The 16,160-nt window shown below is 37.4% G+C and carries 15 protein-coding genes; 14 read left to right on the plus strand and 1 reads right to left on the minus strand.

What is annotated here, in order from left to right:
* The first annotated feature begins 12 nt into the window (after positions 1-12).
* On the plus strand, positions 13-1,194 hold the full coding sequence (locus ACQ2HF_RS08425) for a glycosyltransferase family 4 protein (RefSeq protein ID WP_432409989.1): 1,182 nt from the start codon (positions 13-15) through the stop codon (positions 1,192-1,194).
* A gap of 489 nt (positions 1,195-1,683) precedes the next feature.
* Here ACQ2HF_RS08425 and ACQ2HF_RS08430 read toward each other — a convergent pair whose 3' ends face one another.
* Complete coding sequence (locus ACQ2HF_RS08430) at positions 1,684-2,046, minus strand: endonuclease domain-containing protein (RefSeq protein WP_432409990.1); 363 nt, start codon at positions 2,044-2,046, stop codon at positions 1,684-1,686.
* Between the two features lie 307 nt (positions 2,047-2,353).
* On the opposite strand from ACQ2HF_RS08430, the gene ACQ2HF_RS08435 reads away from it, so the two are divergent.
* The 13 genes from ACQ2HF_RS08435 to ACQ2HF_RS08495 all read left to right on the plus strand — a co-directional run bounded on the left by ACQ2HF_RS08435 (position 2,354) and on the right by ACQ2HF_RS08495 (position 16,159).
* On the plus strand, positions 2,354-3,733 hold the full coding sequence (locus ACQ2HF_RS08435) for an asparagine synthase-related protein (RefSeq protein WP_432409991.1): 1,380 nt from the start codon (positions 2,354-2,356) through the stop codon (positions 3,731-3,733).
* 2 nt (positions 3,734-3,735) lie between these two features.
* Entirely contained in the window at positions 3,736-4,674 is a 939-nt protein-coding gene (locus ACQ2HF_RS08440; RefSeq protein ID WP_432409992.1) for a glycosyltransferase family 2 protein, read from the plus strand.
* Entirely contained in the window at positions 4,671-5,375 is a 705-nt protein-coding gene (locus tag ACQ2HF_RS08445) for a class I SAM-dependent methyltransferase (protein WP_432409993.1), read from the plus strand. The genes ACQ2HF_RS08440 and ACQ2HF_RS08445 overlap by 4 nt, the downstream gene beginning before the upstream one ends.
* Positions 5,376-5,383: 8 nt before the next feature.
* A complete protein-coding gene (locus ACQ2HF_RS08450; protein ID WP_432409994.1) occupies positions 5,384-6,472 on the plus strand; it encodes a glycosyltransferase in 1,089 nt (362 codons plus the stop codon).
* A gap of 9 nt (positions 6,473-6,481) precedes the next feature.
* Complete coding sequence (locus ACQ2HF_RS08455; protein ID WP_432409995.1) at positions 6,482-7,681, plus strand: glycosyltransferase family 4 protein; 1,200 nt, start codon at positions 6,482-6,484, stop codon at positions 7,679-7,681.
* Positions 7,678-8,733: an exostosin domain-containing protein gene (locus tag ACQ2HF_RS08460; RefSeq protein WP_432409996.1), complete on the plus strand. Its 1,056-nt coding sequence runs from the start codon at positions 7,678-7,680 to the stop codon at positions 8,731-8,733. The genes ACQ2HF_RS08455 and ACQ2HF_RS08460 overlap by 4 nt, the downstream gene beginning before the upstream one ends.
* Positions 8,723-9,556, plus strand: a complete 834-nt coding sequence (locus ACQ2HF_RS08465; RefSeq protein ID WP_432409997.1) for an FkbM family methyltransferase — start codon at positions 8,723-8,725, stop codon at positions 9,554-9,556. The genes ACQ2HF_RS08460 and ACQ2HF_RS08465 overlap by 11 nt, the downstream gene beginning before the upstream one ends.
* 16 nt (positions 9,557-9,572) lie before the next feature.
* Positions 9,573-10,301 (plus strand): class I SAM-dependent methyltransferase, encoded by a 729-nt coding sequence (locus tag ACQ2HF_RS08470; RefSeq protein WP_432409998.1) that lies wholly within the window; start codon positions 9,573-9,575, stop codon positions 10,299-10,301.
* A 231-nt stretch (positions 10,302-10,532) separates the two neighbouring features.
* Positions 10,533-11,741: an MBOAT family O-acyltransferase gene (locus ACQ2HF_RS08475; RefSeq protein WP_432409999.1), complete on the plus strand. Its 1,209-nt coding sequence runs from the start codon at positions 10,533-10,535 to the stop codon at positions 11,739-11,741.
* Complete coding sequence (locus ACQ2HF_RS08480; RefSeq protein ID WP_432410000.1) at positions 11,741-12,616, plus strand: hypothetical protein; 876 nt, start codon at positions 11,741-11,743, stop codon at positions 12,614-12,616. Before ACQ2HF_RS08475 ends, ACQ2HF_RS08480 begins: the two co-directional genes overlap by 1 nt.
* Before the next feature lie 15 nt (positions 12,617-12,631).
* Positions 12,632-13,963, plus strand: a complete 1,332-nt coding sequence (locus tag ACQ2HF_RS08485; RefSeq protein WP_432410001.1) for a glycosyltransferase family 2 protein — start codon at positions 12,632-12,634, stop codon at positions 13,961-13,963.
* Positions 13,956-15,044 (plus strand): glycosyltransferase family 4 protein, encoded by a 1,089-nt coding sequence (locus ACQ2HF_RS08490; protein WP_432410002.1) that lies wholly within the window; start codon positions 13,956-13,958, stop codon positions 15,042-15,044. Before ACQ2HF_RS08485 ends, ACQ2HF_RS08490 begins: the two co-directional genes overlap by 8 nt.
* The gene (locus tag ACQ2HF_RS08495; RefSeq protein WP_432410003.1) at positions 15,041-16,159 is read left to right on the plus strand and encodes a glycosyltransferase; all 1,119 of its coding nucleotides are present in this window, start codon (positions 15,041-15,043) and stop codon (positions 16,157-16,159) included. The genes ACQ2HF_RS08490 and ACQ2HF_RS08495 overlap by 4 nt, the downstream gene beginning before the upstream one ends.
* The last annotated feature ends 1 nt before the right edge of the window (position 16,160 follow it).

Here is a 16,160-nt window from a genome sequence, read left to right on the forward strand (position 1 = left end):
TCACTTACGTTGATGCATAAAAGTCTTACAATACTCATTTTTGACGGTAGTTTTAAAACCACCCCCTTTATCAATAGATTAATTAGGGGACTTTCTAAGCAACATACCATTTATATTCTTGGCTTTAATGAAACTATTGCACATCCTATTCCGCATGTACATTATGTTTCGTTAGGGAGTAATCAAAATAGATTTCGATTATTGCATACTACTTTTTCTCGCCTTTTAATTTCAAAAAAATACAGCTTATTAATACCAACATTCACTAGGCTGCTTCGTGGAGAACGTAAGGTGCTACAGCAACAGAACTTAAGATTAGCGTTAAACACTATTCATCCAGATGTTATCCACTTACAATGGCCATCTGTAATTACATGGTTTGAAGAGATACTTGAGCAGCAAAAAATTCCAGTAGTATTAAGTCAAAGAGGATTTCACAATAATGTGAGGCCTTTTGTTGATAAGGAAAATTTTAAGTATTTGCAAAAATGGTATCCTAAGATAGCAGGTTTTCATTCGGTTTCTAAAGCTATGGCTGCAAACGGAGATAAGATTTGGAACTCCACTACAAAATTGAATAGCGTGATTTATACCGGACTATCGTTGGACGATTTTTCTTTTTCTGAGGGGTATGAAGTGACTACGCCGTTGAAACTTTTATCTATTGGCAGAACACATTGGATAAAAGGGTATTCGTATGCATTACAGACTTGTAGCTTGCTGAAGGAAAAGAATATTTCTTTTAGCTACACTATTATTGGCGTTGCCGAAGATGAGGAACTACAATTTTTAATAAATGATTTAGAACTACAAGATTGTGTTTATCTAGAGAATCGTTTACCACAACCCCAGGTATTTGAGAAAATGAAAGAAGCTTCTCTATTACTTATGACCAGTCTGGAGGAAGGAATTCCTAATGTTGTAGTAGAAGCAATGGCGATTGGCTTACCGGTACTTAGTACGAACTGTGGCGGCATACCAGAACTTATCACAAACGGCAACGAAGGCTGGGTGGTGCCTACTCGAAATCCTAGCGCTATGGCCAATGCTATTGAAGCTTTCTTGAATTTGCCAGTAGAAAAAATTAAGCAAGTTCGAATCGCAGCAAGAAAAAAAGTGGAAGCGCAACATAGTGAGAAGGAGATGGTGAATGGGATGATGGGGTTGTATGATGCTGTTTTGGGGGTGGACTGAACCCTCCGTCCCGCCGTGGGCGGGACACCTCCCTTGTGCTAAGGGAGGAGCTCTTTTTTTTGTTCGTGGGCGGGACACCTCCCTTGTGCTAAGGGAGGAGCTCTTTTTTTTGTTCGTGGGCGGGACACCTCCCTTGTGCTAAGGGAGGAGCTCTTTTTTTTGTTCGTGGACGGGACACCTCCCTTGTGCTAAGGGAGGAGCTCTTTTTTTTGTTCGTGGGCGGGACACCTCCCTTGTGCTAAGGGAGGAGCTCTTTTTTTTGTTCGTGGGCGGGACACCTTCCTTGTGCTAAGGGAGGAGCTCTTTTTTTTTGTTTGTCCGCGGGGCGGACGCTTTTCTTTTTAAGGCAGGATTTTTTTTGCTTTTACTCCAATTAAAACTATAACACAAGTATTTTAAATCGACAAAACCCGCTCCCCTCTTTGAAAAAGAGGGGTGTCCCGCCCACGGCGGGACGGGGAGTTTAGTGAACCCCTCCTGCAGTTCAATTCATTTCGTAAAATGCACTTTAATTTCTGCCAACACCGAAGGCAATACATCAAACACCATTTTATTTTCAAACCGTATTACGGTGAATCCTAATTCATTGAGCCGTGCGGTTCTGGCTGCATCATATTCCTGCACTTCAGGATTTAAATGATGTTGCCCATCCAGTTCTATGATTAGTTTTTTGGAAGCGCAGTAAAAATCTACAATGAAATTCTCAATACTGTGCTGTCTGGTAAAGCGTATTCCTTCGAATTTGCGTGCCTTAAGTTTGGACCATAGGAAGGCCTCTGCCGGGGTTAGGTTTTCACGAAGCTCTTTTCTGAATTGTTTTAAATGTTTTAAGGTGTGGATTTGTTTCCTCATTGTGGTGGGTTGCTTTGGAGGGGAGAGGTGTTTAAAGGTAATTAAAATTTGTGGGGGTGCAAAAAATCCTCCGTCAGCCCAAGGGCTGACACCTCCCTTATGCTAAGGGATGAGTTCTTTTTTTTGTCCGCTGGCGGACGGTTTTATCTTCGGTAGCTTTCAAATTTTACAATGTGGTCTTAAGAATCCCAAATCCAAGCACCCCTCTTTGAAAAAAGAAGGGTGTTAGCTTAGCTGGCGGGGAGTTCTTTGTTCCCACGCTACAAAGAAAATAAATACTTACTTTTACTTTCTACAAAAAACTACCATGCCTACTCTTAGAACTCCCATTATTCCTCAAAAACCAACCTTTGCCAAAATTCGTGCGCCGCATGAACTTGATAAGGAAGCGATTTGTGTGTTTGTGGCGACTGGTTTTTTTTTGGATATGGATACCTATTTTAAAGACTTGAAGGTGTTGCCGCCAGCTTCCGACTGTGAACTGGATGCGGATGGGTTTTTTGTGAAGAGTACGCCTTGGTTTCAATGGCACCAAACCCCTCGCGAGCTTACTTTTGAAGAGGCTTTAAAGGAGTTTGCTCAATTGTTTGAAAGCATTATTGACGAGCAGGTTGGCGACAAAAAAGTAATCTTACCGCTTTCGGGAGGGTTGGATAGTCGAACACAGGCTGCTGCTCTTACCCATTTAGGAAAACACGTGAATACCTACAGCTACGATTTTAAAGGCGGTTATCCTGAAACAGCTATCGCTAAAAAGATTGCAAAGGTGTGTGATTTCGATTTTACTGAATACCATATTGATAAAGGATATCTTTGGGATTGTGTGGAGGATTTGGCAGCTATTAACCAATGTTATAGCGAGTTTACACACCCACGGCAAATGGCTATTTTTGATGAATATGCTGCCATGGGAGACGTGTTTTCTTTGGGACATTGGGGAGATGTGCTTTTTGATGGGACTGGGTCTGCTCAACTTTCAGATGAAGAACAGCTGAACTACCTTCTAAAGAAAATAATTAAAAAGGGAGGAATGGAGCTGGCTACCAGCTTGTGGAAGGTGTGGCAGTTGGATGGCGATTTTGAAACCTATTTGCGTAAGCGGGTTACTACACTCGTACAGAAAATTGATATAGAAGATACAGGGGCAAAGATTAGAGCATTTAAGTCGTTATACTGGGCACCTCGCTGGACGGCAACTAATTTGGCTGTGTTTGAGGCAAAACGTCCCATACGCCTGCCTTATTTTGAGGATAGGATGTGCCAGTTTATTTGTACACTCCCGGAAGCGTATCTGGCAGATCGAAAACTTCAGATTGCGTATATAAAACATCGAAATCCTGAGTTGGCAAAAATTACCTGGGAGCAGCACAAGCCTTTTAATTTGTATACGTTTCAGCAAAATAAAAGCCCTCATAATTTACCTTACAGAGCTTTCAATAAGCTAAAACGAGAAGCAAAAAATAGATTGGGTAAAACCTACATACAGCGTAATTGGGAATTACAGTTTTTGGGCATGGAAAATGATGAAAAACTACAGGATTACCTTTTTTCTGAAAATATGCATCCTTTTATTTCAAAGCCGTTACTTGCTAAATTCTATAACAACTTTAAAAATATAGACGCGGTTATCTATTCGCATCCCTTAAGTATGTTGCTTACCTTAGCGGTATGGAAACGTAGAATCTAATTGTGAATACACACATAAATAACATAAAAGTTTCGGTTGTCTTACCAATTTATAATGGTGAAAAGACACTGGCAGCTACTCTAAAAAGTCTTGAAGACCAAACTTTTAAAGATTTTGAAGTAGTGGCTTGTATTGATGGCACTCAAGACGGCTCTCAAACTATTTTGAATAGCTACAAAGAAATTTTTAAGAATTTAATTATTCTGTATAACGAGGAGAATTTGGGGTTAGGCCCAACTATGAATAGGTTGGTAGCAAATGCTAGCGGAGTTTATATAGCAATAGCGGAACAGGACGATTATTATTACCCTCAACGTTTGCAATTACAGGTTGAATTACTTGATGCCAAAAGTGATATTGGGTTGGTTTCTGGAATTGCCGAATTCTGGGATGGAGAAAAGGTTACTTCAAAATTTCCTGGACTTTTGGTTAGCGGTAAGCACTATCCTGAAGGAAAAGAATTATTTTTATTGAATTATCGCAACCAAATAAAAGTGGTAAATAGTTGTATTATGTTCAGGAAATCTGTGCATATTGATAATGGTTTGTATTTTACAAAACATTATCCTAGTATTAGTGTGGATTGGACGTATATTTTGCGGTTTTCATTAGTGTCTAAAATATATGGTTTACAGGAAACTTTAGTTCGTTTGGATAGAAGAGTTGAACGTACTTCAGTAACTAGTAATAAGAAGAAACAGTTTGCCGCAACACGGGAATTGATACGGAGCTTTGCTTATGAATATCCGGAAATAGTTTCAAAAAAGGATTATAGATACGCATTAACCTCACAGCAATTATTGGAGTTATCTAGTCTAGGCGGGTTCAGCTTTCTTGTAAGAATTATATTTAATTATTTGAATAACCCAACAGATGCTCGTTGGTTAACCTATATGAACAAGAGGCTTAAACGCTTTTTTAAAAAAATGATACCTTTATGAAAAGAAGAGATTATTTAAATTACGCTGCGTTTCAATATTCGAAATATAAACTTAGAAAATCTTTTAAGTTTAATGATTTCAACTCCATATATAATTTTGCTCAAAACTTTGTAGGGCGTGGTTATTATGATAGGATTTCTTTAAATCAATTTGAAGAAGAGTTTAAGTCTTTTGCAGATTATATAAAGTCTCACGAGCCCAAAGTTGTAGTAGAAATAGGCACAAAAAAAGGAGGGTCTTTTTTTATATGGGCGAGGTATTTAAAACCGAATCATCTTGTTTCTGTTGATTTGCCCGGAGGTATTCATGGTGGAGGATTTCCAAAACAAAAAATTCCTTTTATGAAATATTTTCTTTCAGATAGGAAAAAATCTAAGGTATCAATTATTTTAGGAGATTCTCATAGTGATGATACATTTCAAAAATTGAAGAAGATACTAAATGGAGAAAAAATAGATTTTCTTTTTATTGATGGGGACCACAGATACGAAGGAGTGAAAAGCGATTTTGAAATGTACAAACCCTTAGTAAGACCTGGAGGACTTATAGGGTTTCATGACATTGTAGATACAGAATACCATCATAAATTAGATTGTTATGTGGATAAACTGTGGAATGAAGTAAAAGAAGATTATAAATATGTGGAGTTTATCCAAGATCCTGATCAACGTAAATATGGGATAGGTGTCCTTACTGTCTAGTCATTTACATGTCCAAAATTAAAATCCTTTATACCATCCCTAATTTTGATACCGCAGGTAGCGGTAAAGTGGTGTATGACCTTGTAAAGGGACTCGATAAAAATAAGTTTGAAGTAGAAATTGCCTGTTCTAGTAACAAAGGTGCTTTTTTTAAGGAAGTAGAAAAGCTAGGGATTGTAATTCATATACGTGCCACCACAACTCCATATAGGCCCTATAATTCTCTTTTCTCACGATTAAAGCCTACTATTCTATTTTTTAAAACAAACAACTACGATATTATCCATTCTTGGCATTGGAGCAGTGATTGGACAGAGGTACTTGCTGCGAGATTTGCTGGCGCCAAATGGGTATATACAAAAAAGGCAATGAGTTGGGGTAATAGGCATTGGAAAATTAGAAGTTATCTGGCAAATTTTATCATTACCATAAATGAAGAAATGCGGGATTATTTTTCTTATAAGAAAAAGCAAAAATTAATTCCGTTAGGGATAGATACCAACTATTATTCGCCAGAATTATTTACAAAGGAAAGAGTGAAAAAAAATACCTTTCACATCATTACAGTAGCCAATTTGGTTCCAGTTAAGGGTGTAGAGACTTTAATTAGGGCAGTTAAAAAGTTAGACGATAAAACAATAAACCTAACCGTCTTGGGAGATAATAAAAATGATTACGGATGTTTTTTACAAACTTTAACCAAAGAGTTACATCTAGAAAATCAAGTGACATTCTTAGGAAAGCGACAAGATGTTCGTCCTTTTATTGCAGCTTCAGATTTATACGTGATACCTACCTTGAATGAAGGAAGAAAAGAAGGAATGCCCATGGCATTAGTAGAAGCGATGAGTATGGGAGTTCCAGTTTTTGGATCAGATATTTCTGGGATTAATTATGTGTTAAAAGATTTCAAAAATCTTTTATTTGAAGCAGGTGCGACAGCTGTTCTAGCTAAAAAAATTCTAGAAATGCAAATGTTAACATCACATAAGAGAGACGAATTAGGAAATGAGCTTAGGAGATATGTTGTTGAAAATTTTAATGATACCCTCTTTATTAAAGCACATCAAAAATTGTATTCTGAACTAGTAAATTAGAAATGAACTATGCGTATTGGCCTCGTTATTCCTCAAACTCCTGGTTATTCCGAAACTTTTTTTAATTCTAAAATTAAAGGGTTACAGGATAATGGAATAGAAGTACACGTATACTGCCAATCAAAAAAAGACAACTTTACGTTATGTCCAGTTGTTGAAGGTCCAAAAGTAACTCATAATCTATTTTTACAAGCCTGGTATTTTCTTAAGGAATTTTTGATGCTGTTGCCTTACATACCTGTTGTTCTTCGTTATTTCAAATTAGAGCGAAATGAAGGGGTAGGAATTAGTCAAATAGCTAAGAATACGTACCTGAATGCGCACTTGTTAAAAGCAAAACTAGATTGGTTGCATTTTGGTTTTGCTACGCAGGCGCTGGGCAGCGAAACTGTTGCCAAAGCAATTGGAGCAAAGTTAGCGGTGAGTTTGCGGGGGTTTGATGTGAATGTATATCCAATAAAAAATCCAGGGTGTTATACTAAGTTATGGCCCCATATTGACAAGGTCCATAGTATTTCACAATATCTTTTAAACAAGGCAATGGATATGGGGCTTCCTGTAGAAACCCCTTTTGCTATTATTACTCCAGCTGTACAGTTGCATTCATTACCAAAACCTGCTGCTACTTCTACCACGGCGCATTTAAAAATAACAACTATCGCCAGACTCACGTGGATAAAAGGCTTGGATGTAGCCATTGCAGCCATGAAGATACTAAAAGATACCGGCGTGCAATGTACGTACACCATTATAGGGGATGGAGATAAGAATTATAGGGAACGGTACAAATTTATGGTGTATGAAATGGGATTGGAGGATGTGGTTATTTTTCAAGGTAAGCTATCGCATGAGGAAACACTTACCTATCTAAATACTACAGACATATATGTGCAACCCAGCTTGAACGAAGGATTTTGCAATGCGGTGTTGGAAGCGCAAGCTTTAGGGAAACTTACGCTTGCCTCGCGAGTAGGAGGATTACCTGAAAATATAATAGATACCAAGACGGGTTGGCTTTTTGAAAGTAGCAGTCCAGAGTTTTTGGTGAAAAAAATAGAAATAATTTTGGGATTGTCAGAAACTGACAAAAACAACATTTCAAAAACAGCTATACAAAGGGTGCGTGATGAATTCAATATAGAAAACCAACAAGCAAAATTTGTTTCATTTTATTCGGAAGAACTGATAATTAAAAACCAAAATAATTGAAACTGTATTATCCCATAACGCACTACAATAAAGGATACCGAGGTTGGGTGTTTCCGTTATTGAAACCTTTTATAAAAAGTGAAAGGTATACAGACGTAGAACGAATAGCACATTACGGCGTTTCTGAAGCCGATTTTAATATTACCGAAACCATAGCAGCAGCAGATTTTGTACTACTACCCATGAGCTGGAATTACTATGAGCGAACCAACCAAACCGCGATTGCCATTTCATTTGTACAAGAATGTGCATTGCTAGATAAAAAAGTGATTGCCTTTAATATGGGCGATTTTGGCGTAAAGACTCCTGATTTAAAGAATTTGGTAGTGTTGCGCCCCAGTGGGTATGCTACTAAGTTGCGTGAAAATGAGTATTCGCTTCCAGTTTTTATTGAAGACCCGTTGAACAAGTATTTTGATAGCAATCAAATAGTTGTTAGGGACTATACCACTACACCTACTGTGGGGTTCTGTGGGCAGGCGAATAATTCTCAAATAAATGCCTTAGGAGAAGTTTTTAAAACGTGGGCGCGAAATATGAAAACTTATTCAGGAATTTCAAAAAATGAAGTTCAGCAAGTTATTTCAACTTCATATTTAAGAGCGACCGTACTTACTATCTTGCAAAAATCGACACTTGTTCGTGCTAATTTTATACTTCGAAAAAAATATAGGGCGGGTGTTTCAGAAAACAAGGATAGTCATAGTTCTACTTACGAATTTTACAATAATTTGAAAGAATCAGATTATGTAGTATGTGTGAGAGGTGCGGGAAATTTCTCGGTTCGATTTTATGAAACCTTGGCAATGGGAAGAATCCCAGTATTTATAAATACAGATTGTTCTCTCCCTTTTAATAAAGCTGTTAATTGGAAAAAACATGCGGTTTGGGTGGAATACTCCGAGAGAAGTACAGTAGCAGAAAAAGTAAAAGAGTTTCACGCAACGCTGTCTCAAGAGGATTTTATAGCTTTACAACACGCAAACAGAGCCCTTTGGAAAGAAAAACTTACCTTGAATGGTTTCTTTAAAACGTTTTTGAATGAATTTTAAAAAGTGGTTAACGGGTGTATATTATTCTTTAAAGAAAGAAGACTATAAATTAAAACCTACTAAGTTATGTGGAGTTCCTTTAAAAACCTACGAAGGGACTATAAGATCGACTCCAGATCAAGACGATGCTTGGTTTTATTATTTAGCCAAAAATCATAAGCTCATTTACGATATAGGAGCCAATGTAGGCTATACAGCACTATTGGCTATGATACAAGACCCCAATAGAAACTATGTTTTGGTAGATCCAAATCCTCTAGCACTACAAAGGGCGCAAGGTAATTTGTTGCAAAATAAACTAGGTGCTAAAGCCTTATATTATCCAGCATTTGTAAGCGATAAAAATAATGAGGTTGTAAAGTTTTACACTCTTGGTTCTGGTGCCGCAGGAAGTATGCATGCTAGCCACGCGCAATCTGCGTCTGCAGTAAACTCTTTTCAAGAAGTACCAACAGTTTCATTAGCATACCTTTATAAATTTTATGGACTAAAACCAGATCTTATTAAAATTGATGTAGAGGGTGCAGAAACTTTAGTTATGGATGGCGCACATACCGTTGCAAAAGAAACACAATGTTCATTTTTTATAGAAATGCATCATGTTGAAGATATCTCCATGGAGGAAGGTATCACTAAAATGATTTTATGGGCAAAAGAGGCAAACTATAACGTTTGGTACTTAAAAACAGGAGCGTTATTAACAACAGCAAATTCAGTAAAACATCGAGGGAAATGTCATATTCTATTATTACCTAAGGAAAAGGAGTATCCAGACTACTTAAAAGGAGTTGAACAGGGCATGAGTTTGCCAACTTCAATTTAAATAAGCATTTAAAAGTATGAATTTTGTAAAATTAGTTAAAAATCCTAAGCCGTATTTTCAGGAAGCTATTCGCAAATCTACAAATCTTTGGCATACCTATTTTAATACAGGCGAGCTTGTACATTGTGAAATTTGTGAGTGGGATGGAGCACGATTTTATAATGGAAAGTGTCCTAAATGCAATAGCCTTCCTAGAACGCGTCTTGTCCCATTTTCACTTCGTCATTTCGGGTTGGTAAAAAAAAACCTGACTATTTTACATATCGCTCCTAATCGTAACGAATACAACTATGTGAAAAATAACTTTGAGCATATTAAGCAATATGATAGATTAAATATTAGACCCGTACCACATATTAATTTGGTGCAAGACATTACCAATACTAATTTAATTAATGGCTCCTATGATCTGGTTATAGTTTGGCATGTGCTGGAACATATAGTGGAAGATAGAAAAGCCGCAGCCGAAATTTATAGAATTTTAAAACCGGGCGGTTCTTTATTAATGAGTGTTCCCATTTACCCAATTGGTAGCCCAAAAACTTATGAAGATAGCAGCATTAAATACGAAAACTACGAGAAAATCCATGGACATGATGACCATTGTAGGAGTTGTGGATTAGACTATTACAAACGATTTGAAGAAGTTGGTTTTAAAACTAAAACATTAAATAATTACACTCTTAAAGACCTAGATAAATTTGGTTTAAGCAAAAATCACGTAGTGTGGTGTTTTAACTCCTAACACGCTATTATGCTATTTAACTCATTAGATTTTGCAGTCTTCTTACCTATAGTATTTGTACTGTATTGGTTTGTTTGTAATAAAACCATCAGGCTTCAAAACTTGCTGTTGGTGCTAGCAAGTTATGTTTTTTACAGTTGGTGGGACTGGCGTTTTCTTTTTTTGATATTGTTTAGCACTCTAGTAGATTATTCCATCGGGCTGGCTTTGCAAAAACAGGAGAACCTGCGAATGCGCAAAGTATTACTGGGGGTTAGTGTCGTGGTAAACCTGGGTCTTTTGGGCTTTTTTAAGTATTTCAACTTCTTTTTAGATAGCTTTGTTCAAGCTTTTTCTTTTTTCGGAACACAGGTTTCAACTACTTCTATTGAAATTATCCTGCCTGTGGGGATTTCATTTTACACCTTCCAGACATTAAGCTACACCATAGATGTATATCGAAAGAAGTTAACACCTACCAAAGATTTTATTGCTTTTACGGCGTTTATCTCGTTTTTCCCACAATTGGTTGCTGGACCCATTGAGCGTGCGACAAATTTTTTACCACAGTTTTTTAGGAAAAGAGTATTTCAGAAAGAAGAAGCCATTATTGGAATAAAGCAAATTATCTGGGGATTGTTTAAAAAACTGGTTATTGCCGATACCTGTGCGCTCTATTCCGATGAAATTTTCGACCACTATCAGGAATATAGCAGTGCGACCTTGGTTTTGGGAGTGTTTTATTTTGCTGTGCGCATTTATGGAGATTTTTCTGGGTATAGTGATATTGCTATTGGTACAGCACGACTATTTGATTTTAAACTGAGTGTGAACTTTAGATATCCCTTTTTCTCAAGAAATATTGCCGACTATTGGCGTAGGTGGCATATTTCTTTATCGAGCTGGTTTCGGGATTATGTTTTTATCCCATTAGGTGGAAGTAGGGAAGGTAGATTTACCACTATTAGAAATGTAATGATCGTCTTTCTCCTAAGTGGTTTTTGGCACGGAGCATCTTGGAACTTTGCTATGTGGGGACTAGTTTGTGGTGTTTTGTATGTTTTGTTCAGTTTAAAAAGTAAAAAGAAACATTCTTTCGATACTATAAATCCAAACAGGTTACCTTCTGTCCGGGCTTTTTTTGAAATGGGCTTGGTGTTTTCCAGTATGGCTTTTACAAGGGTATTTTTTAGAACTACAAGTTTGGCAGAGGCCATATCTTATTTTAAACAGGTAGCGGCATTTACTTTTAAAATTGATTATTTAGGAATTTACAGGTATGCTTTTGAGCTTATCCCCCTCATACTCATATTATTTTGGTGGGAATGGTATAACCGAAATAAAGAATTCCCTTTATTTTCAGTTAAGCCAGAGCTGCTTAAAACAATGGTTGTGATTTTACTTATTGTTGTATTCGGTAATTTTGAAGATGTGAAACAGTTCTATTATTTTAGATTTTAATGAAAGTTTTTTTAAAATATATATCAATTTTACTCGGCTTCATCCTTATTACTATGGTGGTGCTGGATATAGTGTATACCACAGTATATAATACTGGAGCTTATAGGAATAAGTTAATGTGGGTGCGGGATATGGATAACATTACGTTAGATTATGTTCTATTGGGGTCTTCACGTGTAAATTATTCCATAAAACCGAATCTTATTGAAGTTAAAACGGGTAAGAAAGGATATAATTTGGGAATGAATGCTACCAATATTGTTGAAACCATTGCATTGTTTGAAGAGTTCCTGAAATACAATACAACGAAAGTAGTGTACGTCCAAGTAGATGTACAGTATATAAATGAAATGCCAGACCCTATAGGCGAAGTGGCCTGGATACCCTATATTCATGAAGAAGCGGTATATAAGTACTTTAGTCAGTATAGCAATTCTTACACCTATTACAGATATGTTCCTTTTTACCGATACCAGAAATTCGCTGGCAGATTGGGCTTTCGGGAAGTTGTTTCATCGGCTACAGGTAGCGGGTATGAGTATCCTGATTCTATGGGATACATGCCGTTAAAAGGTATGCTGCAGCAAGATGAAGAGTTTGTTCCTGAAAGTACGATAACTGAAGAAAACAAACTTTATACTAAATTTATCCAGCTTTGTAAAAAGAACGATATATCGGTTTATTTTTTTACAAGCCCGTATTATCGTTTAAGAGACGATTTAAAAGAGTTGCATTTAGTATTGCCCAATTACACAAACTTTGCAGATAGCCTTCAGCAACAATCTTATTTTAGTGATCCAGTTCATTTAAATAACGAAGGAGCCGAACACTTTACCGAAATATTTATAGAAACCTATTTTTCAGAAGCACACTAAACAGTACCTTCGTATATGCCTTTTAGATTTTTGCTTTACCTCCAACCTGTTCGCTATTTCTCTATTCCTAGGCTGGATGGAACCTATATTTACCCGAGTATAACCAGTGTGCCAAAAGAACTGTTGCAAAGGTTTACACCTGATGCTAGTTATACTTCAAAAAATGCACGGGAGTATGATGTAGTATGGCAGGCAGTTCATGCTGGATTTGTTGGGGGTGATACGTTTTACACACATTTTGAAAAACTTCCCATAAAAGACGAATATGTGTTTATTCGATCTTATTTTAGTGCTGTTTGGTCTTGGTATGTGCTTTTAATACGTTTGTTCAGTTTTAAGCATCCCATTGCAGAAGTTAACGGATTTAGATACGCCCAACGAGTCCAAAAACAACAACTTGCTAATAAGGCCTTGATGCATAGCAATTTTACTAGTTTTGAGAGCCGTTTAGTTACCTCAAAACCCTTAGTTTCGATTATTATTCCCACATTAAATAGATATGAATATTTAAGAGATGTTTTAAAAGATTTAGAAAAACAGACCTATCCTTATTTTGAGGTTATAGTCGTAGATCAGTCCGATGATTTTTCGACCAAATTTTATGAGGAATTCAATCTAAAAATTAAGCTTATCCATCAAAAAGAAAAAGCACTTTGGTTGGCACGGAATACGGCTATTGAAGTTTCAAAGGCTGATCTCTTACTGTTTTTTGACGATGACAGCAGGGTGAAAGAGGATTGGATATTTCAACACCTTAAATGTCTTGACTACTTTCAGGCAGATGGTTCTTCAGGTGTTTCGCTTTCTACTGTTGGAGATGCTATTCCAGAGCATTATTCTTATTTCAGGGTTGCAGACCAATTGGATACAGGAAATGTGTTAGTAAAGAAATCGGTCTTTAAAGAAATCGGTCTTTATGATAGGCAGTTTGAAAAACAACGCATGGGTGATGGAGAGTTTGGAATGCGCATGTATATAAATGGTTTTACCAACATTAGCAATCCTTTTGCTTCTAGAGTCCATTTAAAAGTAGGGACAGGTGGTTTAAGACAGATGGGGAGTTGGGATGCCTTTAGGACAAACAAAATTTTTGCCCCTCGACCTATACCCAGTGTTCTCTGTTTTTTTAGACGCTATTTTGGAGACAAGCGCGCTGTTTTTGCCTTGCTGAAATCGGTGCCACCCTCTATAATTCCCTATCGCTTTAAAAAGAACCGAAAACTATTGCTTTTGGGTATCTTTGTCTCTATCTTCTTGATGCCTATTATTTGTATACAAGTAGCGATTTCCTGGCGAAAGGCAAGTAAAAAGTTACACGAAGGTCCCTTAATACAAACACTTGACTAAACTCCTGCTCATAGCCTCTGAATTTCCGCCCCAACCAGGTGGTATAGGAATTCATGCGCATCACTTAGCAGCATCTTTGACCAAAAATAACTATGCTGTTACGGTATTGACAGATTGTCGTTCTGCATTAGGAGAAGAAGAGATTATTTTTGATAGCGAGCAAGCGTATCAGGTAAAAAGGATTCCTCGTAAAAACTTTATACTGTTCACTTATTTAAAGCGAATTCACAGTGCTTTAACGCTGGTTAAGAAAAACGATACGGTGCTGGTTTCAGGTAAATTTTCACTTTGGGTTGGCGGGGTACTTAGCCTGGTCACTTCAAAAAAAATAGTTGGTGTTGTTCATGGTTCCGAAGTGGCTATGCCTTCTTCTTTCAGAAAAACGTTTACCGGGTGGTGCGTAAGACGACTTAATTCGGTGATTGCCGTATCTACATATACCAAGTCACTCATTGAAACTTGGGGATTAAAGCGTGTTGAAGTTATTCCTAATGGGTTTGCGATAGTAGCTCCTGTTTCGGCTGTGGTTAAACATACAGAAGCTATTCAACTTATAACTGTTGGCAATGTTACTGAGCGTAAAGGACAACAGAACGTGATACGTGCTATGCCAGCTATTCTTAAAAGGTTTCCCGGTGCTATCTATCATGTGGTCGGGATTCCTACTGAAAAGGAAGCTGCGTTGCAATTGGCGAAAGAAATGGGAGTAGCAGCATCAGTAATTTTTCACGGAAAAGTTTCTGAAGCAAAAAAGATCGAACTTTTACAGCAGGCTACGGTTTTTGTTATGTTAAGCCAAGCCACTGCACAAGGTGATGTAGAAGGCTTTGGAATAGCTGTTTTGGAGGCAAATGCACTAGGTTTACCAGCTATTGGAGCCACTAACTGTGGTATAGAAGATGCAATTTCTCAAGATGTTTCAGGCAAATTGGTTGCGTATAATGCTCCCGATGCCATAGTAAATGGTTTAGAAGCTATCTTGCAGAAGTATGAAGCCTATTCGCAAGGGGCGATTACCTGGTCCTATAAATTTACCTGGGACGTTATTGTTCAAAAATATATAAAGGTTTTACAGTCATGAAACTCGCGATTATTTCACATACCGAACATTACAAAGATGCCCAGGGCAGGATAGTGGGTTGGGGCCCTACGGTAAGTGAACTCAATCATCTGGCCGAGCATTTTGACACTATTTATCATGTAGCTATGCTGCACACGAGTGAAGCTCCACCCAGTTCTTTGCCCTATCTGCATTCCAATATAATTTTTGTACCGTTGCCTCCTTCTGGCGGAACAACAGCGCTTAGTAAATTAAAAATACTTGGGCAGGCGCCAAAAACAATCGCTGTGGTGGAGAAAACCTTGAAAAAGGCAGATGCCTTTCAACTACGGGTTCCTACGGGAATAGGAGTGTACCTTATCCCGTATCTTACCTATTTCAGTAAGAAGCGAGGTTGGTATAAATATGCAGGCAACTGGAATCAGGCAAATGCTCCTTTAGGCTATAGATGGCAGCGTAGTTTGTTGAAAAAACAATCCAGAAAAGTAACTATAAATGGAACATGGCCAGAACAACCGAAGCACTGTTTTACCTTTGAAAATCCTTGTTTGACTCTAGAAGAGAGAAATGAAGGTGTTAAAGTGATTCAACAAAAAACGTATGAAGCGCCTTTTACGTTTTGTTTTGTAGGGAGGTTAGATGATGCGAAAGGTGTACAGCGTATTATCGATGGCTTTTCACTATTAGATTTCAAATTTGTAAAAACAATACATTTTATAGGGAATGGGGATAAAATGGAGACGTATAAAGAACAATGTACAGCGCTTGGACTGCCAGCTATATTTCACGGGTTTCTACCAAGAGACAAGGTATTTGAGATATATCGCGCATCCAGCTTTCTCTTGCTTCCCAGTACCGCATCTGAAGGGTTTCCTAAGGTAATTGCTGAAGGAATGAATTTTGGATGTATTCCTATTGTCTCTAACGTATCCAGTATAGGGCAATATGTTAATGCTAATAATGGATACGTAGTATCACCATCAGCAGAAGGAATAGCTGGAATTTTTCAGGAAATTGAGAAAGAAACCTCGCAAGTATTTAAAAAGAAGGCTACCCAAGGGTATGCGACAGCTTCAAAGTTTACCTTTGCCCATTACAACAGGCGTATTGAGCAGGATATTTTATCATTAAAATAAA

The sequence above is a fragment of the Rasiella sp. SM2506 genome (assembly GCF_050859505.1).
Taxonomy (GTDB): Bacteria; Bacteroidota; Bacteroidia; order Flavobacteriales; family Flavobacteriaceae; genus Marinirhabdus.